Here is a 17,298-nt window from a genome sequence, read left to right as displayed (position 1 = left end):
ATCGGGAAGGTCTACACCGTGCTCGACCTGCCGCACGAGGCCGTGCGGCAGGGGGCTGACGCCGTAGAGCTCGGCCGTGACCAGAACACAGGATCCAAGATGGGCATCCACTCCCCCAGCGGCTCGGATTTGAGCGAGGCTCAGACCTTCCTGGACCGGTATCCGGACCTGCAGGCCATCGATATCGTGCTGACGGATTGTCACGGCATCGGCCGCGGCAAAACGATCCGCCGACACGAGTTGAAGAGCCTCTACGCCTACGGCCGGGGGATGCCGCCGTCCCTGTTCGGGCAGGACGTGGCCGGCGAGGACGTGGAGGGCACCGGCCTGGTGCTCACCGACGGCGGCGGCGACATGCGCTGCTGGCCGGTGGCCGGAACGCTCGGCCGGGTGCCGAGCACGAACCGCGGCCAGGTGCTCATCAGCATGTTCAACGCCGATGGCCTGCCTTTGGAGGTCGAACCGCGCCACGCGCTGGCCCGGCAGATGGCGCATGCCCGGGCGGCGGGCTTCGCCCCCCTGGGCGCGCTCGAGCTTGAATTCTACCTGGTGGACGGCGAGCGCGGGGCACGAGGCCGGGTGATGCCGGCGCGCTATGCGCTCACCGGTCGCCGCTCGCTGTGCGCCAATACCATGTCCGTGGACGAGCTGGACCAGATGTCCCCCCTGTTCGACGCGATCTATGCCGGTGCGGAAGAAGTGGGCGTGCCGCTGGAATCGCTCATCTCGGAATATGCCCCGGGGCAATACGAATTTACCATCCGCTACCGGGACCTGCTGCGGGCAGCCGATGATGTGATCATCGCCAAGCGGTTGATTCGCGCCACCGCGCGCCGGTTCGGCATGGAAGCCTGCTTCATGGCCAAGCCCTTCGGCCATCATTCGGGCTCGGGGATGCACCTTCATCTCTCGCTGGCCGGGCCCGATGGCGCCAACCGGTTCGCCGATACGCCCGCCGGGGAGCTCAACCCCCTGATGCTGCAAGCGATCGGTGGCATTCGCGCCACCATCGCCGACACCATGCTGGTGCTGGCGCCATTCTTGAATTCCTGGCGCCGCTTTGCAGCCGGAGTGTATTCGCCGGTGTCCGACACCTGGGGCATCGAGAACCGGACGGTCGCGCTGCGGGTGCCCTCGGGCAGCCCGGCGACCCGGCATTTCGAGCACCGCGTCGCCGGCGTCGATGCCAATCCCTATCTGGTGGCCGCCGTCACGCTGGCCGGCGCGCTCGACGGCATGGCGCACGCGCGCGATCCAGGTCCCCCGACCGTCGGCAACAGCTATGCGTCCGGGGCGGCGCACGATCTGCCGCGCAGCTGGCTCGACGCCATCGACCGTTTCGAGCAGTCCGCCTTCTCGCGGGAGGTGCTCGGGGCCCCGTTCCATACGGGCTTCGTCGCGATCAAGCGGGCGGAGTGGCTGCGCATGGCGCTGGAGGTGTCGGAGGCGGAGTGGGATCTCTACGGTTTCACCGTCTGAGAACCGCGCCGGGCCGCTTCCTGGCAGGATGTAAGTCGAGCGGCATGTCCCGCCGGTCTCCCGCGCGCCGGCTTGCGCACTGCGAAGGCCACTCCGCCTCGGCTATTGCCTTCTGGGCACGACAAGCCTGGCGGTGAGCACCTGGACGATCTCACCGTTCTGGTTCTTCGTCTCGCTGCGCAGGCGCACCATGCCCCGGTCGGGCTTCGAGCGGGACGGGGTGATTTCCAGCACCTCGCTCTCCACGTGGAGCACGTCGCCCGGACGGGTGGGCCGCGGCCACGCGATCTCGCCGCCCGCACCGATGATCCCGCCTGCGAGCGGCGCCCCGCCCCCCACCAGCAGCCGCATCGTCAGCGCCGCCGTGTGCCAGCCGCTCGCGGCAAGGCCGGCGAACAGGGTGGCGCGGGCGGCATCGTCGTCGAGGTGAAAGGGCTGCGGATCGAAACTGGCGGCGAACGCCTTGATCTCGTCCGCCGTCAGCGCGTGCTGCGCGCTTGCGAATTTCTGCCCGACGACGAGATCGTCGAGAAAGAGCCCCTCGGGCTGTCCGGCCTGAGACATGATGGGTCCGCGCCCCTCTTCGCGTTGTTACTTGCATAATGATAGTAACTCATAGAAGGTCACGCCCGCCCCTTCAACAGGATCATCGCCGATGAAGCGCACCAGCTTCCGGGCCATGGAATGCCCCATCGCCCGGGGACTAGACCGGGTCGGCGAATGGTGGAGCATCCTGATCCTCCGGGATGCCTTCAACGGCCGCACGCGCTTCGATGAATTTCAGGAGAGTCTCGGCATCGCGCCGAACATGCTCGCCCGCCGGCTGAAGGCGCTGGTGGAGGCGGGCTTGCTCGAAAAGCGGCGCTACAGCGAACGCCCCGCCCGCCACGAATATGTGCTGACCGATCGCGGACGCGATTTCCGCCCGGTGCTCGTCATGCTCCAGGCATGGGGCAACGCCCATTTCGCTCCCGAAGGCAGGAGCGTCCTCACCATCAACACGCTCACCGGCCTCGAAGCGGCGCCGGTCGTCATCGACTCGGTGACCGGCCTGCCGATCACCGACAGCGCCTTCCGCACCGTGGCCGGGCCCGCCGCGAGCGAGCGCACGCGGCGGCGCTACGACACCGCCCGGCCCAAGGCGCGGGATGATGAATCATGACCGATGTCGCGGACACCCTCGCCCCTCCCGCCGCCGCGCGGCCGCCCGCCATCGACGGGCGCACGCGCCGCCTGCTGGAGGCTCCGGTCCTGTCCCTGCTGCTGCGCATGACATGGCCCAACATGCTGATCATGGTGGCGCAGGCATCCACCGGGCTCATCGAAACCTGGTGGGTCTCCAAGCTCGGTACCGATGCCCTGGCCGGCATGGCCCTCGTCTTCCCGCCCGTCATGCTCATGACGATGATTTCGGCCGGCGCCGTGGGCGGCGGCATCTCGTCCGCGGTGGCGCGCGCCCTCGGTGCCGGACGACATGCGGAGGCGGACGCGCTGGTGCTGCACCAGGCGGTGATCAACCTCGTCGCCGGCATCGGCTTTTCGGCCCTGTTCCTGCTGTTCGGCACGCCGATCTACAGGCTGATGGGCGGCCAGGGCGGCGAGCTTCACGCCGCCCTCGCCTACTCGAACACGGTGTTCGCCGGCAATGCGCTGATCTGGCTCATGAACGGGCTGGCGAGCGTCATCCGGGGCACCGGGAACATGCTGTTCCCGGCGATCGTCATCTGCTTCGGCGTCGCGTTTCTGGTGCCGATCTCCCCGCTCCTCATCTTCGGCTTCGGGCCGATTGCGGGGCTCGGCATCATCGGCGGAGGCGTGGCCCTCCTCCTCTTCTATGCCGCCGGCACGGTGGTGATGGCCTGGTACATCCTTGCCGGCCGCACCCCGCTGCGGTTCCGCTGGGTGCGGCTCAGGTGGAGCCTGTTCAAGGGAATCCTGCGGGTGGGCGCGGTATCGGCCCTCACCTCGATCCAGACCAACATGACCCTTGCCGGCGCCACCGCCATGGTCGCATCCGTGGCGGGTGTTGATGCGGTGGCCGGCTTCGGCACGGGCGCTCGCCTGGAATTTCTGCTCATCCCCCAGTCCTTCGGCGTCGGCGCGCCGCTCGTCGCGCTCGTGGGCACCAATATCGGCGCGGGACAGGGCGCCCGCGCGCTCAAGATCGCCCTGGCCGGCGGGGCCATCGCCTTCGCCGTCACCGAGGTGATCGGGGTCACGGCGGCGCTCTTCCCGCAGGCCTGGCTGTCCCTGTTCAGCGCCGAACCGGCGATGATCGAGGCCGGCAGCGGCTATCTGCGGATCGTCGGGCCGTTCTACGGCTTCTTCGGGCTCGGCATGGCGCTCTATTTCGCCTCGCAGGGCGCCGGCCGTCTGTTCTGGCCGCTCGCCAGCGGCTTCCTGCGCGTGGTCATCGCCCTGGGGGGCGGCTATCTCGCGCTGCGGCTCACCGGATCCCTCACGGCCCTGTTCGTCGCGCTCGCGGTGGCGCTCGCCGCCTTCGGAATGACGATCCTCGTGGCCGTGCGATCCGGCGCCTGGTTCAGGACGAACGTGTGACGCGCCGGCGGCCCCTCGACCTGCCGGCGAAGAAAAGGCGTCGGACATGCGGGTCCTGAACGGCGCATGAGCGTCCATTCCGAACCTCCCGCATGCCGGGCGGCGCACCTCCGCCAGATCTTCCTCGCCGAGGATGGCCCGAGCCGTGGCGACCTTTGGTTCGTGACCGGCGCGCGCCGCATCCCCGGGCTCATGGCGGAGCGCCACGGCGTACCTTTCCCGCATTGACGCCGGCCCCGGACGGGTTTTTGCTCGCAGCCCCTCATTCTGCCGCCTCCCCGGAGCAGCCCGCCTTCATGTTGGAATATCGCCCCCTCGGGCGCACCGGCCTTTCGGTGTCGTCCCTTGCGCTCGGAACCATGACCTTCGGCCAGCAGAACAGCGAAGCCGAAGGCCACGCCCAGCTGGACATCGCCCGCGATCGCGGCATCAACCTGATCGACACGGCGGAGACCTATTCGATCCCGCCCCGGCCCGAGACCCAGGGCTCGACCGAGCGAATCATCGGGTCCTGGCTCAAGGCCCGGGGCGGGCGCGACCGCATCGTCCTCGCCACCAAGGTGGTCGGGCGCTCCGACCAGACGTGGCTGCGCGCCGACGGGGCCAGGACGCGGCTTGACGCGAAGAACATCAATGAGGCGATCGAAGGCTCGCTGCGGCGGCTCGGGACCGACCATGTCGACCTCTACCAGCTGCATTGGCCCGACCGCGCCGTGCCCCTGTTCGGCCAGCGGGCCGACACCCGGGCCAGGGGCCATGGCGATGGCCTGGAAGTCCCCATTGAGGAGACCCTCGGCGCCCTCGCCGAACTGGTAAGCGCGGGCAAGGTCCGGCACATCGGCCTGTCCAACGAAACCGCGTGGGGCGTCCACCGCTTCCTGTTGGCAGCCGCGACCTCGGGCGGGCCGCGCGTCGCCTCGGTGCAGAACGCCTACAACCTCCTGAACCGCACCTACGAGACTGGCCTTGCCGAGTTCGCCGGGCGCGAGGACGTGGGCCTGCTCGCCTATTCGCCGCTCGCCCAGGGCTACCTCACCGGCAAGTATCTCGACGGCGCACGCCCGCCGGGCGCCCGCTCCACCCTGTTCAACCGCGGCCAGCGCTACGAGAAGCCCGGCACGGAAGAGGCGGTCCGCGCCTATCTCAAGCTGGCGGCGGAGGTGGGCCTCACGCCCGTGCAGCTGGCGCAGGCCTGGGTGACGAGCCGGCCGTTCGTCACATCCAACATCATCGGCGCCACCTCCGTCGCGCAGCTGGAGGAAACGCTGGCGACCCTCGACGTGACTCTCACCGAGGAGATCGAGCAGAAGGTCGACGCCATCTTCCAGCTGCATGGAAGCCCGGCACCGTAAAAGCTGAAACATCTTTCATTTCAGCTGACAGCCACCGAGCGCCTGCCGGCGCTCGTCTCCGGCGGCACCGTGGGGAAGCCCTCCCACGAGAAGCCGCCGGGAGGAAGCTTCCGCCACGCCTATCCCAGATAGCTTTCGATCACCGCTCGGTCGCGGCGCAGGTCGCGGGCCGGGCCGCTCAGCGCAACGTGGCCACGCTGGAGCACGTGAGCCTCGTCGGCGGTGTCGAGGGCGAGCAAGGCGAGCTGCTCCACCAGCAGCACCGCGAGCCCCTCGTCGGCGAGCTGGCGCAACGCCTTGAGGATGGTCCGCACCACCTGGGGCGCGAGCCCGAGGGAGGGCTCGTCGAGAAGAAGCGCCTTCGGCCGCATCATCAGGGCGCGGCTCACCGCCAGCATCTGCTGCTCGCCGCCGGAGAGGTTGCCGCCGAGGATGTGCTGACGCTCCTTCAGCACCGGGAAGCGGGCGAACTCGCGCTCCAGGCCCTGGGCGATGGCGTCTGCATCGAGGCCGGCCACCCGGTCGGCCCCGATCACGAGATTGTCGCGCACGGTCAGGTTGGGGACGATCTGCCGCCCCTGCGGCACGTGCACCAGCCCGGCCCGCGCCAGCCGGTGCGGGTCCATGCCGGAGGTGGGACGCCCCTCGAAGCGGATCGCGCCGCTGCGCGGGCGCACGAGATTGGACAGGGTGCGCAGCAGCGTGGTCTTGCCAGCGCCGTTGGCGCCGATGACCGTGACGAGCCGCCCGGGCGCGACGCGCAGGGACACGTCGTGGAGGATGGAGACCGGCCCGATGGCGACGTGGATGTTCTCGACCTCGATCATGCCGCCTCCTCCTCCGTGCCGAGATAGGCCCGGATGACGTTGGGGTCCTTCTGCACGGCCGCCGGCGTGCCGCAGGCGATCCTGTTGCCGAAGTCCAGGACCGTCACGCGGTCGGCGAGCCCCATCACGAACTCCATGTTGTGCTCCACCAGGAGCACGCTGACCCCGGCCTCGCGCAGCTTGTGGACGATGCGCGCGACCTCCCGCGCCTCCTGCGGGTTCACGCCGGCCACCGGCTCGTCGAGCAGCAGGATCGCCGGCCTCTGGGCGATGGCCCGCGCCAGCTCCACGAGCTTGCGGTGCCCGTAGGAGAGGTCCTTGGGGCTGAGGTCGGCGAGATGGCCGATCCCGAGGAAGGCGAGGATGGAGGCGGCCTGCGCCCGTTCGCCCGCCTCGTGCCGCGCGCCGGCCAGGAAATCGAGGATATCGCCGGCGAGCGACCTCCTGCGCTCCATGCCCAGCATCACGTTTTCCAGCACGCTCACGCCCTGGATGAGCTGGAGGTTCTGGAAGGTGCGCACGAGCCCGAGGCGGGCGCGGCGATGGGCCGAGACGGCGGTCACGTCGGTCCCATCGATGCGGATCCGGCCGGCGGTCGGCGCATAGAGCCCGGCCACCACGTTGATAAAGGTGGACTTGCCGGCGCCGTTCGGCCCGATGAGCGCGTGGACGGTGCCCGGCTCCACAGTGAGGGTGACATCGCGCAGGGCCACGACGCCCGCATAGCTCTTGGTGACGGCCTCCACCTCCAGCCGTCCGCCGGCGCGGTTGCGGTTGTGCCGCGGGTCGAAGGCCGACTCGTCCCGCGGCGCCGCCGACGCCGGCGGCTTGCGTCCGAACCGTCCGAAGACGCCGATGGCGCCCTCCGGAAACACCAGCAGCACGACGAGCAGGATGCCGCCATAGAGCATCAGCCCGATGTCGTGCACCGCCGCGATCGCCTCGGCGATGGCGATGAGGATCGCGGTGCCGAGGAGGGGCCCGGCGGAGCGGCCGAGGCCGCCAATGACCGTGGCGATGAGCAAGGATATGGTCAGGCGGATGTTGAAGGCGTCGGAGGAAACGAAGCCGCTCTGGTGGGCGAAGAGCGTGCCGGCGAGGCCGGCCAGCGCCGCGCTCGCCGCGAACACGCCGATGCGCCACGCCGGCACGTCGAGGCCGACGGTGGCGGCGAAGGACTCGCTTTCCTTCACCGCATTGAGCCGCCGGCCCACCGACGAGGCGAAGATGTAGTCACTCGCGATCTGGACGATGAGCAGGGTGCCGGCGGCGAACCAGAAGAAATAGGTGGGCCCGTTCCGGAAGTTGCCGAAGTCGATCTGCGGCACCCCCATCAGGCCCATGGTGCCGCCGGTGACGGAGACCCAGCGCTGGGCCACGATCTCCGCGATGAAGCCGAAGGCGAGCGTCGCCATGGCGAGATAGAGCCCGCGCGTGCGCAGGGCCACCGCGCCCACCAGAAACCCGGCGAGGAGGCTCGCGCCCAGCGCCGTCGCCATGGACAGGGTGAGCGGCCAACCGAACGTCGTGGCGAGGATCGCCGAGACATAGGCGCCCACCGCGTAGAAGCCGCCATGGCCCAGCGACATCTGGCCGGAAAGGCCGAGCAGGATGTTGAGGCCGATCACCGCGATGGCGGTGTAGGCGAAGGTCTGGCCCACATGGACGAAGAAGGGATTGGGCGCCAGGAGCGGGAAGGCGACGATGGCGATCGCCGCCAGCAGGTAGGTGAGAAGGCGCGGGAAGCGGGACATCTTCAGCCTCCTTCAGCGCACGTCGGCGCGGCGTTCGCCGAACAGCCCCGAGGGGCGCACCGCGAGCAGGGCCAGCACGAACAGGAGTGGATAGAGATCGCCGAAGGCGCTGTCCCAATAGTTGGAGAAGGCTTCCGCGACGCCGAACATGAGCCCGCCGGCGAGGATGCCGATGGGATTGGTGAAGCCGCCCACGGCCGCCACCGCCAGCGCCTTGATGGTGAAGATGAGCCCCATGTGTGGATGGACCGACACCAGCGGCCCGACCAGGACGCCGGAGATCCCGGCCATCAGCGCGGCGAGGACGAACACCAGCACCACCACGCCGCGCACGTCGATGCCGAACAGCGCCGCCGCCTCGGGATTGAACGCCACCGCATAGACCGCCTTGCCCCAGCGCGAGCCGAACAGGAACCAGTAGAAGGCGCCCACCACCACGAAGGCGGTGACGATGATGGCCGCCTCCTCGAAGAAGATGCCGATGCCGAGGATGTTGATGACGTTGTCGCGCGTCTTGGAGAACAGCGGCGGGGCGTATTGCGCCGACTTGCCCCAGATGAGCTCGACCACGTTCTGCAGGATCAGCGCCACCCCCGCCGTGGTGAGCACCCAGGAATAGGCGCCGGCGCGGTCGCCGAGGCGGTCCAGGGGGCGGATGGCGAGGCGTTCCAGCAGATAGCCGAGCACGCCCATGAGCACCAGCACGCCAATCACGGCGAGCGGCGCGGGCACGCCGGCGGCGAGCATGCCGATGGACGCGAAGGCGCCGACCATGAGGAAGTCGCCCTGGCCGAAGTTCAGCCGGTGGGTGGCCAGGTGGGTGATGAACAGGCCCTTGGCCGTCAGCGTGTAGATCGCGCCCATGGTGATGCCGCTCACCAGCAGCTGGAAGATGTTGACGAGGGTCACAGCCCGCCTCCCCTTCGACGGGCGCCGGATGGGGGCGGGACGGCTGGCGGCGATGTGGTCGGCATGGGGGTCCTCCGCTGGTCGGCGTTCCGGCCGGTCTGGCGCCGGCCTCATATTCTTGCGGGTTTCAGCTTCTTGCGGGTTTCAGCGACGCCCGGGGTCGGGCGCGAAGAAGGCGATCCCGTCCGTGCCGCCGGCAAAGCGCATGCGCCCGCCGAGCCGAGGCGCATCGGCCTCGTCCTGCGGCACCTCGGCGAGCCGGCCAGTGAAGCGCACGCCGCAGTCGAGGTCCACCACCGCCACCGCATAGGGCCCGTGGGACTTGAAGCGCGTGGGCGGGCGCCGCACCAGGGTCCAGGAGACGAGCACGCCGTCCCCCGAGACGGCGCAGGGCACCATGTTCGAGCTGTGGCATGCGGGGCAGAGCTCCCGCGGGCCGGGATCGAAGCGGCCGCAATCGGCGCAGCGCAGGATTTCCACGGCGGGCGGAGGTGAGGCGTTGGACGACATGAGGGTGCGCATCCTGGTCGGCGGGCGGCTCAGCGGCCCTTGAAATCGGCCTCGCGCTTCTCGCGAAAGGCCGTGGTGCCTTCCACGATGTCCTCGGTCTGGCCGAGATCGTAGAAGGAGCGCGACTCGAGGCGCAGCGCCTCGGCCAGTGGCAGGCCCACCGCCCGGCGCATCACCTCCTTGGCGAAGCGGTGGGAGAGGGGCGAGCGCTTCGCCAGCATCTGCGCATAGTCGAGCGTGACCGCGACGAGATCCTCCGCCGGCACGATGCGGTTGACGAGGCCGATCCGCAGCGCGTGCTCGGCATTGACGCGCTCACCCGAGAGGATGATCTCCATGGCGTGGCCGAGGCCGACGATCTGCGGCAGGCGGATGAGGCCGCCGTCGCAGGCGTGGAAGCCCCATTTGGCGTCCTGCAGGGCGAATTCCGCGTTCGGCGCGCAGAAGCGGATGTCGCAGGCGAGCGCCAGCTCGAAGCCGCCGGAAATGGCGAAGCCGTTCACCGCGGCGAGGATCGGCTTGTCCATCTCCATGTTGCGGGTGATGCCGCCGAAGCCCGGCCCGTTGGTGTAGCGGGTGCGAAACTCCGGCGCCGGCGAGCGGGCGAAGTTCACCGTGTAGGTCTTCAGGTCCGCGCCGGCGCAGAACGCCCTGTCCCCCGCGCCGGTGACGACCGCCACGTGGGCGTCGTCGTCGCGCTCATAGGCGCGCCAGACCTCCACCAGCTCATCGTTGGCGGCGAAGTCGAGGGAGTTCATGTGGGCCGGCCGGTCGATGGTGATCAGCCAGACCTTGCCGTGGCGGTCGCAGCGAATGTCGCCCATGGGTGTTTCCGATGCTGGAGAAGGAAACCGCGCGGTGTCGTGCCGCGCCGGTCAAGCATCCGTGGCGCGCAGGATGTTCACGGTGCAGGCGACGCCGGTTCCGCCGAGATTGTGGGTGAGGCCGATGGTGGCGCCCTTCACCTGGTTGGGGTGGGTGCCGCGCAGTTGCAGCACGCTCTCGTAGATCTGCCCGAGCCCCGTCGCGCCCACCGGATGGCCCTTGGCGAGGAGCCCGCCGCTGGCGTTGATCGGCCGGTCGCCGCGCACCGCGGTGCGCCCTTCGGCGGCGTAGGCGGCGCCCTGGCCGCGCGGGATGAGCCCGAGGTCCTCGCTGTCGATGATCTCGGCGATGGAGAAGCAGTCGTGCAGTTCCACGAAGCTCACCTCGGCGGGGTCGATGCCGGCCTGGCGGTAGGCACCCTGCGCCGCGGCGACCGTCGCCTCGAAGGTGCACAGGTCCGGATGCCCGGCGATGCGCGCGCTGCCGCGGGCCTGGGCCGAGGCGATCACCTCCACCGGCTGCGGGACCACGTCGGCGAGCCGATCGGCGGCCACCAGCAGCACCGCGGCGGCCCCGTCGCTCGCCGGGCAGCAGTCATAGAGGCGCAGGGGATCGCAGATGAGCCGCGCCTCGCCGATCTCCGCCCGGCTCAGGTCCGCCCCCATCTGGGCGAGGGGATTGCGCAGGCCGTTGCCCTTGTTCTTCCGCACCACCTCGGAGATCTGGTCGCGCGTCGCGCCGTAGCGCTCCTCGTAGAGGCGCCAGGCGAGGCCGAACAGGCCGGGGAAGGTGAGCCCGCTCACCCCGTCGCTGCGGAAGTCCATGGCGCAGTTGAGCGCCGAGGTGACGGCCGCGGTGTCGGCATGGGTCATCTTTTCCGCGCCGACCGCGAGGGCCACGTCGCACATTCCGGTGGCGACGGCGAGATAGGCGTGGCGGAAGGCGATGCCGCCGGAGGCGCACGCCCCCTCCACCTTGGTGCAGGGGATCTGCGGCAGGCCGAGGCCGTCCGCCACCAGCCCCGCCAGCACTTCCTGGCCAAGCAGGGGGCCGGCGACGAAGTTGCCCAGATAGAGCGCCCCGACCTCGGCCCGGTCCAGCCCGGATTCGCGGATCGCCGCGTCCGCCGCGCGCACGGCGAGGGCCTCGATGGCGATGTCCGGATGGCGCCCGAAGGCGGTGGAGCCGACGCCGGCGACGAATACGGACCTCATGACACGCCTCCTGCTTCATCCGCGAGGCGGCGGCGCAGCTCGGTCTTGAGGATCTTCCCGTAGTTGTTCTTCGGCAGGACATCCTCGAACCGGTAGCGCTTGGGCCGCTTGAAGCGGGCGATGTTGTCGAGGCACAGCTGGTCGAGGGCGCCGGCGTCGACGCGCGCGCCCGGACGGCTCACCACGAAGGCGACCACCTCCTCGCCCCAGTCGGGGTGAGGCGCGCCGATGACCGAGACTTCCAGCACCCCCTCGTGGCGCAGCAGCACCTCCTCCACCTCGCGCGGATAGATGTTGCTGCCGCCGGAGATGATGAGGTCCTTGGAGCGGTCGCGCAGGACCAGGTAGCCACGCGCATCGAGGCTGCCCACGTCGCCGGTATAGAGCCAGCCGCCGCGCAGCGCCGCGGCGGTGCCCGCGGAGTTGTTCCAGTAGCCGCCCATCACGCAATCGCCGCGGGTGATGACCTCGCCCACCTCGCCGGGGGGAAGGTCGCGGCCCTCCTGATCCACCACGCGCACCTCCTGGCCCGAGCGCGGGAAGCCGCAGGACGCCAGGACCTCCTCGGCGGCCGGGTGGCCGGCGGCGTCCACGTGGAGGCCCTTGGGCAGGGCGGTGATGGTCATGGGGGATTCTCCCTGGCCGTAGATCTGGCAGAGCTTCGGCCCCAGCATGCGCAGGGCCTGCTTGAGGTCGGCGACGTACATGGGCGCGCCGCCGTAATAGATGGTCTTCAGGTTGGCGAGGTCCGCGGTCAGCGTGGCCGGGTGGTTGATGAGGCGCGTCAGCATGGTCGGGGCGGCGAACAGGCTCACGTTCTCGTAGCGCGTGAGCGCATCCAGCACGTCTTCCACATCGAAGCCGGGCAGGACGATCTGGTGTCCGCCCTTGAGCAGGAAGGGCAGCGCATACAGCCCTGCGCCGTGGGACACCGGGGCGCAGGCGATATGGGTGTCGCGCTCATCGACCGGGTCGATGTCGGCATAATAAGCGAGCGACATGGCGAGGAGGTTGCGATGGCTGAGCATCGCGCCCTTCGGCTTGCCGGTGGTTCCGGAAGTATAGAAAAGCCAGGCCAGCGTATCGGGCGCCGCGTCGGGCGGGTCGATGGGATCGGCCGCCGCGAGGCGCGCATAACCGGCCGTGCCGGCGCAGACCATCTCGCGCAGGCCGGCCACGCCCTGCGCTTCCGCCGCCATGGCATCGGCGAGGCCGGGCGTGGTGAAAAGGAGTTCCGCGCCCGCGTCGGCGGCGATGCCCGCGACCTCGCGCGGATGAAGCTTGGCGTTGACCGGCACGGCGCAGAGGCCGGCGATCCAGCAGGCGAGGAGGCTCTCGAAGAAGGCGCCCGTATTCTCCATGTAGAGCACCACCCGCCCGCCGGGCGGGATGCCCCGCGCCCGCAACCCGCCAGCCATGCGGGCGGCGCGGTCGGCGAAGGTCGCATAGGTGGTGGTACCGTGCACATCGGTCACGGCCGGGTTGTCCGGCAGGCGTCGCGCGGCCTGCAGGATGAGCGTGGCGATGCTCATCGTTCCTCCCTACTTTTGAGTAGATTTTTTTACTTCAAAGTCAGACTAGCTGTTTTTTGAGTTTGATGCAAGCATGCCTACATGTCTCACAACACGGTGCCCGCAGCAGGAATCCCGAGTTCATGAATGACACTTCCACCGGCGCCTCGTCCCGCGCCCCATCGTCGGGGCGGGCGGCCTTCGACCGCGACGAGCAGCGCCGCCGCAAGCGCGAGGCGGTGCTGCGCGTCGCTGCGTCCGCGTTCAACCGCCGCGGCTTCGCCAACACCTCGATGGACGATGTGGCGTCCGTGCTGGGCGTGTCGAAGCCCACGCTCTACCAGTATTTCAAGAGCAAGCAGGAACTGCTCTACGCCTGCCACCAGGTGGCCATGGACAACGGCGAGGCCGGGCTCGCGCTCGCCGCCGTCCACCGGGGAACGGGCCTTGAGAAGCTGATCATCTACCTGCGCCGCTACATGGAGGGCATCTTCGGCGACCTCGGCAACTGTCCGGTGCTCACCGACGTCGATTCGCTCACTCCGGACGATCGCGCGACGGTGGTCGCCCGGCGCAAGCGCATCAGCCATGCCACCAAGGACCTGATCGCGCTCGGCGTGGCGGACGGCTCCATCACGCCGTGCGATCCCAAGCTCGCCAGCCTCTTCGCCCTCGGCGTGGTGAACTGGATCCCGGCCTGGTACCGCGACACGGGCCCCAACGCGCCGGAGGAGATCATGGAGAGCTTCGCCGCCCTGCTCACGTCCGGCCTCGCCGCCCGCCCGGCGACGCGGCGCAAGCGCCCGAATGGGCCGCATGCGCCCGAAGGCCGCGACGCCAAGGTCCGGGGTGGAGCAAGGCCTCCCCGGACCTGAGTGCGCAGGCCGCTACTTGGGCGCAGGCACCACCGTGTCGCCCTTCCAGATGCCGAGGAAGATGTCGTCCTGGCCGAGGCACTCGTGGTCGTTGGCGCCGAAGGGCTTTGGCGGCGTGGCCGAGACCGCGACGATGCCGTCGATATTCTCGATGGCCTCGCGCAGCTTCGCCGGATCGGACTTGCCCACCTGGTCCACCGCCTTGAACATGATCTGCCCGGCGTCATAGCCGAGCGCGGCGACCACCGGCCAGCGATACTCCTTGCCGTACTTCTCGGTCATGCGGGTGTTGAACGCCTTCGCCTTGGGGTTGGACAGGTCCAGCGCCTGGCCCATGGCCGTGCCCTGGATCGCGTCCACGCCGACGATGTCCTTCACCTTGAGCGAGGACAGGCCCCAATTGCCTGCGAAAGTCGGCTTGTAGTCGAGACGCGGCAGCGGCCGGTACGGAAGCTCGAAGGATTCGTGGAAGTGCAGGATGAGATCCACGCCGGCATCGCGCATCTTGATCATCTGCGGCGTGAGGTCGTTCACGCCGGGCGCGGCGGCTTCCACCGCCGCGAGTTCGACGCCCCGCGCCTTCAGGCCGGCGGTCGCCTCCTGGGCGGCGAAATTGCCATAGCCCGTGGTGGAGTGCAGGAGGCCGATCTTCTTGAAGTTCTTCACCGCCCAGTTGATGATGGCGTCGATCTGATACTTTTCAATCATCGAACAGCGGAAGATGTAGCTCGGCTTCTGGTCGATGAACTTGGCGGTGATGTCGGTCGCCGCGGAAGGTCCGGCGATGAGCGGCACCCCGGCGCGCTGGAGCAGGGGCGCAAAAGCCATCACATTGCCGGAGGAAACGGTACCGATCACCCCGACGACGCCGTCGTTCTGGATGAGGCGCTGCACCACCGAGACCGCGCGCTGGGGATTGGCCTCGTCGTCATAGATCACGAGCTCGATGGGGGTCTTGCCGCCATTCGCCTTGTAGTCCTCCAGGGCGAGCTTGATGCCCTGCAGGTAGCTCTCGCCGAAGTCCACGATCGCCGGCGGGCCGCTGAGGCCCTCCACCACGCCGACCTTGACCGGCGCCTGTGCGTGCGCCGCGCCCCCGAGCGCAAGCGACGCCGCGAACGCCGTGCCCGCACACGCGAGCCATCCCTTCCGTGCCATCTGTCGTTCCTCCCTACCCGTTGTTGCCCATCGGTGTCGCCCGCCGCGCCGGAAAGGCGCCGCGGGTATAAAAACTGATGAGTAGCTTTTTTATGCTACTTGGTAGGCGTAGCGGATCGCCTTCACCTCCGCAAGAGGCGTGCACCCGCCGCGCGGCGCCGGGAAGCGGCATCCAAGAGCGCATCCCGGTCCTTGTCCGGCATGCGGCACGAGATGCTCCGTGGTGCTGATCGGGAAATCCAGATGTGGCATGAACGGCGGCGCGAAGACGAAGTCGCCGGCCTCTCCGGGGCGACATGGTCTTTGTCGTCCGCTCCGAAATCGCTCCGGCCTCGCCATGGCGGGGGGAGCGAGCGGAATCCGGGCGCGTTGCCCACCATTCCAGACCCGGGGGCGGGCCGCGGGCCGGCGCGGGAGATACGCACGGCGCCGGCAGGCTGCCCGGTGCCGCGGTCTTCCTCCCCCTCGCGGGCGACGGCGCGCCTGAGCTGTTCCGACTTGCGACCGCCTCTTGTTCAGAGGTGCGCGTGCGCCCGGGCGCACCGCCGCCGGCGCGGCATCGGGGTGCGGGTCAGGTCGAGGCGCCCAGCACCGATCCGGGCAGCGGGGAAAACGCCGTCGGAATGAGGATCCGGTTCTCCATGGTCATGATCATGGGGCGGATCTTCAGCAGGCAGGACTGCCATGCCGGCTGCTCGGCGAGCTTTTCCCGCCGCTTGCGGCGCTCCTCCAGGTCATCGTAGGCCCAGAGGTGGACCAGCTGGTTCTGCACGCCGATCTCGGTGGTGAAATAGCCGAGAAAACCGCCGAGGATCTCCTTCTGCACCGGCAACCCCTCGGTGGAATAGATATTGAGGTATTCCTTCATGCTGGCGTGTGTATGCAGGACGTAGATACGTTCCTCGACGATCATTGCATGGCCTCTTTGCTCTTCAATTGACGGGGCGCCGCCGCCTCTTCGCTCGCCACGACGTTGCGCAGCACGCCGATGCCCTCGATCTCGATCTCGCAGACGTCGCCCGGCGCCATGAAGGCCGGCGGCGTGCGCGCGAAGCCGACCCCCGCCGGCGTGCCGGTGGCGATCACGTCGCCGGGCTCCAGGGTCATCACCTCGCTGACGATCTCGATCAGCTCCGGAACGCTGAAGATCATGTCGCGGGTGCGACCGTCCTGGAGCGTGCGGCCATTGAGGCGGGCAGTGATCCGCAGGTCGCCGACCCCCTCGGGCAGTTCGTCCGGGGTCACGAGGTCCGGCCCGAGGGCGCCGGAGCGGTCGAAGTTCTTGCCCATGGTCCACTGCCCCGATTTGCGCTGGTAGTCGCGCAGGGAGCCGTCATTGAAGCAGGTGTACCCAGCCACGCAGGACAGGGCGTCGCCCGCGCGCACGCGATGCGCCCGCCGCCCAACGACCAGGGCGAGCTCGGCCTCGTAGTCGAACTGTTGCGAGACCGGCGGGCATACCAGGGGCTGGCCGTGGCCGGTGATGGAGGTGGCGGTGCGCAGGAACACCGCCGGATAGGTCGGCAGAGGGTGCCCGCCCTCCCTGGCGTGGTCGGCGTAGTTCAGCCCGATACAGACGATCTTGCCGGGCCGCGGCACCGGCGGCAGCACGCGCGCCTCCCCGTCCGGGATGACCGGGCCGGTGACCGGCAGCGGCTCCCGGGAGGCCAGCGCGCGGGCGAGGACGTCCCAGGAGACCGATGCGGGCCCCTGGAAGGTCCGCAGGCCCTCCGGCGTCCGCGACCCGAACAGCTGGCGGCCACCATGCTCGAAATGAACGATGCGCATGCAGGAGTGCCCTTGCCTGGGTGCAGCCTCAAATGAGGGAGCCGGCGGCTACTTCAGCTCCTGCCCGGCCAGATCGCCGTCAAGGAACTTGTTGGGCCGCAGGAACATGGAGATCACCAGCGCTCCGTTTGGCGAGCGGGCGACGTGCTGGTTGCCCGGCGGCCGCCAGACATAGTTGCCCGCCAGCGCCTCGCCCTCGGCGTCGACGATGCTGCCCTCGAGCACGAACGTCTGCTCCACCTCCACGTGCTCGTGGCGTGGCAGGACGGTGCCGGGCTCCCAGCGGAAGAGCGCGGTCATCAGGCCCGTCTCCTCGTCGATCAGGAGGATCTTCATGTCGATCCCCTTGGTCGGGGTTGGCTTCCAGGGCAGGCTTTCCACGTTCACATAGCGGGATTCCATGGGGCCGAGCTTGTCCTCGCCCTCCAGGAAAGGGGTCGTCGCAACCATCCTTCGCTCCTCACGTTCGTTGCGGGGCTCGTTTCTCGGGGGGCGGAGGCGCCGGGCAGTCGCGCCAGACCGGCGCGCCGAAGCCCG

At 69.2% G+C, this 17,298-nt stretch carries 17 protein-coding genes; 5 read left to right on the top strand and 12 right to left on the bottom strand.

Annotated elements, in window-relative coordinates; all coding sequences use genetic code 11:
* Window positions 1-99: 99 nt before the first annotated feature.
* The gene (locus EZH22_RS14445) at window positions 100-1,479 is read left to right on the top strand and encodes a glutamine synthetase family protein (RefSeq protein WP_203196542.1); all 1,380 of its coding nucleotides are present in this window, start codon (window positions 100-102) and stop codon (window positions 1,477-1,479) included.
* Window positions 1,480-1,581: 102 nt separating this feature from the next.
* Here EZH22_RS14445 and EZH22_RS14440 read toward each other — a convergent pair whose 3' ends face one another.
* Entirely contained in the window at window positions 1,582-2,043 is a 462-nt protein-coding gene (locus EZH22_RS14440; RefSeq protein WP_203196259.1) for a MaoC family dehydratase, read from the bottom strand.
* Window positions 2,044-2,134: 91 nt separating this feature from the next.
* Here EZH22_RS14440 and EZH22_RS14435 point away from each other — a divergent pair, with 91 nt between their 5' ends.
* The 3 genes from EZH22_RS14435 (at window position 2,135) to EZH22_RS14425 (ending at window position 5,390) form a co-directional block, all read left to right on the top strand.
* Window positions 2,135-2,641 (top strand): winged helix-turn-helix transcriptional regulator, encoded by a 507-nt coding sequence (locus tag EZH22_RS14435; protein ID WP_203196258.1) that lies wholly within the window; start codon window positions 2,135-2,137, stop codon window positions 2,639-2,641.
* Window positions 2,638-4,038, top strand: coding sequence for an MATE family efflux transporter (locus EZH22_RS14430; RefSeq protein WP_203196257.1), 1,401 nt, complete (start codon window positions 2,638-2,640; stop codon window positions 4,036-4,038). The genes EZH22_RS14435 and EZH22_RS14430 overlap by 4 nt, the downstream gene beginning before the upstream one ends.
* 299 nt (window positions 4,039-4,337) lie before the next feature.
* Window positions 4,338-5,390 (top strand): aldo/keto reductase, encoded by a 1,053-nt coding sequence (locus EZH22_RS14425; protein WP_203196541.1) that lies wholly within the window; start codon window positions 4,338-4,340, stop codon window positions 5,388-5,390.
* Between the two features lie 119 nt (window positions 5,391-5,509).
* Here EZH22_RS14425 and EZH22_RS14420 read toward each other — a convergent pair whose 3' ends face one another.
* The 7 genes from EZH22_RS14420 to EZH22_RS14390 form a co-directional block, all read right to left on the bottom strand.
* On the bottom strand, window positions 5,510-6,217 hold the full coding sequence (locus tag EZH22_RS14420) for an ABC transporter ATP-binding protein (RefSeq protein ID WP_203196256.1): 708 nt from the start codon (window positions 6,215-6,217) through the stop codon (window positions 5,510-5,512).
* Window positions 6,214-7,971, bottom strand: a complete 1,758-nt coding sequence (locus tag EZH22_RS14415; RefSeq protein ID WP_203196255.1) for a branched-chain amino acid ABC transporter ATP-binding protein/permease — start codon at window positions 7,969-7,971, stop codon at window positions 6,214-6,216. Before EZH22_RS14415 ends, EZH22_RS14420 begins: the two co-directional genes overlap by 4 nt.
* 12 nt (window positions 7,972-7,983) lie before the next feature.
* A complete protein-coding gene (locus tag EZH22_RS14410) occupies window positions 7,984-8,880 on the bottom strand; it encodes a branched-chain amino acid ABC transporter permease (RefSeq protein ID WP_203196254.1) in 897 nt (298 codons plus the stop codon).
* A gap of 144 nt (window positions 8,881-9,024) precedes the next feature.
* Window positions 9,025-9,390: a Zn-ribbon domain-containing OB-fold protein gene (locus EZH22_RS14405; RefSeq protein ID WP_203196253.1), complete on the bottom strand. Its 366-nt coding sequence runs from the start codon at window positions 9,388-9,390 to the stop codon at window positions 9,025-9,027.
* A gap of 29 nt (window positions 9,391-9,419) precedes the next feature.
* Window positions 9,420-10,214 (bottom strand): enoyl-CoA hydratase/isomerase family protein, encoded by a 795-nt coding sequence (locus EZH22_RS14400; protein WP_203196252.1) that lies wholly within the window; start codon window positions 10,212-10,214, stop codon window positions 9,420-9,422.
* 51 nt (window positions 10,215-10,265) lie between these two features.
* The gene (locus tag EZH22_RS14395) at window positions 10,266-11,429 is read right to left on the bottom strand and encodes a thiolase C-terminal domain-containing protein (RefSeq protein ID WP_203196251.1); all 1,164 of its coding nucleotides are present in this window, start codon (window positions 11,427-11,429) and stop codon (window positions 10,266-10,268) included.
* A complete protein-coding gene (locus EZH22_RS14390; protein WP_203196250.1) occupies window positions 11,426-12,961 on the bottom strand; it encodes an AMP-binding protein in 1,536 nt (511 codons plus the stop codon). The genes EZH22_RS14395 and EZH22_RS14390 overlap by 4 nt, the downstream gene beginning before the upstream one ends.
* Window positions 12,962-13,083: 122 nt before the next feature.
* Between EZH22_RS14390 and EZH22_RS14385 the strand changes: the two genes are divergently transcribed.
* Entirely contained in the window at window positions 13,084-13,815 is a 732-nt protein-coding gene (locus tag EZH22_RS14385) for a TetR/AcrR family transcriptional regulator (protein WP_203196249.1), read from the top strand.
* Between the two features lie 12 nt (window positions 13,816-13,827).
* Here EZH22_RS14385 and EZH22_RS14380 read toward each other — a convergent pair whose 3' ends face one another.
* The 4 genes from EZH22_RS14380 to EZH22_RS14365 form a co-directional block, all read right to left on the bottom strand.
* Complete coding sequence (locus tag EZH22_RS14380) at window positions 13,828-14,973, bottom strand: ABC transporter substrate-binding protein (protein WP_203196248.1); 1,146 nt, start codon at window positions 14,971-14,973, stop codon at window positions 13,828-13,830.
* A gap of 571 nt (window positions 14,974-15,544) precedes the next feature.
* Window positions 15,545-15,886, bottom strand: a complete 342-nt coding sequence (locus tag EZH22_RS14375) for an NIPSNAP family protein (protein ID WP_203196247.1) — start codon at window positions 15,884-15,886, stop codon at window positions 15,545-15,547.
* Window positions 15,883-16,761: a fumarylacetoacetate hydrolase family protein gene (locus EZH22_RS14370; RefSeq protein WP_203196246.1), complete on the bottom strand. Its 879-nt coding sequence runs from the start codon at window positions 16,759-16,761 to the stop codon at window positions 15,883-15,885. Before EZH22_RS14370 ends, EZH22_RS14375 begins: the two co-directional genes overlap by 4 nt.
* A 48-nt stretch (window positions 16,762-16,809) precedes the next feature.
* Window positions 16,810-17,211: a cupin domain-containing protein gene (locus EZH22_RS14365; protein WP_231711477.1), complete on the bottom strand. Its 402-nt coding sequence runs from the start codon at window positions 17,209-17,211 to the stop codon at window positions 16,810-16,812.
* Between the last annotated feature and the right edge of the window lie 87 nt (window positions 17,212-17,298).

It is taken from the genome of Xanthobacter dioxanivorans, assembly GCF_016807805.1.
Taxonomy (GTDB): domain Bacteria; phylum Pseudomonadota; class Alphaproteobacteria; order Rhizobiales; family Xanthobacteraceae; genus Xanthobacter; species Xanthobacter dioxanivorans.
Note: the sequence above shows the minus strand (reverse complement) of the source record. Positions and strands in the feature narration are given on the sequence as shown.